The sequence below is a fragment of the Acinetobacter sp. CY73 genome (assembly GCF_059515865.1).
The window spans coordinates 1-1619 of sequence record NZ_JCAKMZ010000065.1 but is presented as its reverse complement, the minus strand read 5'-3'; the positions used below and the strand labels follow the sequence as shown (position 1 = coordinate 1619).

Below are 1619 nucleotides of genomic sequence, written 5' to 3'. Positions count from 1 at the left end.
GGACACAAGAAGAGTGGTTAGCCGCACTTAAAGGTCAAGACGGTAGCAACGGCTTAGATGGTAAAGATGGTGTTGATGGAAAGTCAGCCTTTGAGTTGGCAGTAGAAAATGGCTACACCGGAACACAAGAAGAGTGGTTAGTAGCGCTTGCAGGCCAAGATGGTACTAATGGTAAAGACGGTGCGGATGGCAAATCAGCATTTGAGTTAGCAGTAGAAAATGGCTACACCGGGACACAGGAAGAGTGGTTAGCAGCACTTGCAGGTCAAGATGGTAGCAATGGTCTAGATGGTAAAGATGGTTTAGATGGCAAATCGGCCTTTGAGTTGGCAGTAGAAAATGGCTACAGCGGTACACAAGAAGAGTGGTTAGCCGCACTTAAAGGTCAAGACGGTAGCAACGGCTTAGATGGTAAAGATGGTGTTGATGGAAAGTCAGCCTTTGAGCTTGCTGTGGAAAATGGCTATAGCGGGACAGAGGAAGAGTGGTTAGCGGCACTTGCAGGTCAAGATGGTAGCAACGGTCTAGATGGTTTAGATGGCAAATCAGCATTTGAGCTTGCTGTAGAAAATGGATATAGCGGGACTGAAAAAGAATGGTTAGCCGCACTTAAAGGTCAAGATGGTAGCAATGGTTTAGATGGTAAAGATGGCAAGTCAGCCTTTGAGCTTGCTGTGGAAAATGGATACAGCGGCACACAAGAAGAATGGTTAGCAGCACTTAAAGGTCAAGACGGTAGCAACGGTTTAGATGGTAAAGATGGAACTGATGGAAAATCAGCATTTGAGTTAGCAGTAGAAAATGGCTACACCGGGACTGAAGAAGAATGGTTAGCGTCACTTGCAGGTCAAGATGGTAGCAATGGTCTAGATGGTAAAGACGGCGTTGACGGTAAAGATGGTGCGGATGGTAAATCGGCCTTTGAGTTGGCAGTAGAAAATGGCTACACCGGGACACAAGAAGAGTGGTTAGCCGCACTTAAAGGTCAAGATGGTAGCAATGGTCTAGATGGTAAAGATGGTTTAGATGGCAAATCGGCCTTTGAGTTGGCAGTAGAAAATGGCTACACCGGAACGCAAGAAGAGTGGTTAGCCGCACTTAAAGGTCAAGACGGTAGCAACGGCTTAGATGGTAAAGATGGTGTTGATGGAAAGTCAGCCTTTGAGCTTGCTGTGGAAAATGGATACAGCGGGACAGAGGAAGAGGGTTAGCAGCACTTACAGGCCAAGACGGTACTAATGGTAAAGACGGTGCGGATGGCAAATCAGCATTTGAGCTTGCTGTAGAAAATGGATATAGCGGGACTGAAAAAGAGTGGTTAGCCGCACTTAAAGGTCAAGATGGTAGCAATGGTCTAGATGGTAAAGATGGTTTAGATGGCAAATCGGCCTTTGAGTTGGCAGTAGAAAATGGCTACACCGGAACACAAGAAGAGTGGTTAGCAGCGCTTGCAGGCCAAGATGGTACTAATGGTAAAGACGGTGCGGATGGCAAATCAGCATTTGAGTTAGCAGTAGAAAATGGCTACACCGGGACACGCTACACCGGGACACAAGAAGAGTGGTTAGCCGCACTTAAAGGTCAAGACGGTAGCAACGGCTTAGATGGTAAAGATGGTG

General features: G+C 46.8%; 1 protein-coding gene and 1 pseudogene. Both read left to right on the top strand.

Annotated elements, in window-relative coordinates; all coding sequences use genetic code 11:
* A partial coding sequence (locus AC5YD2_RS16110) for a collagen-like domain-containing protein (RefSeq protein ID WP_496127259.1) occupies positions 1-1211 on the top strand: 1211 nt, incomplete at its 5' end.
* A 185-nt stretch (positions 1212-1396) separates the two neighbouring features.
* Positions 1397-1619 (top strand): annotated as a pseudogene (locus AC5YD2_RS16105) (hypothetical protein); the annotation flags it as partial.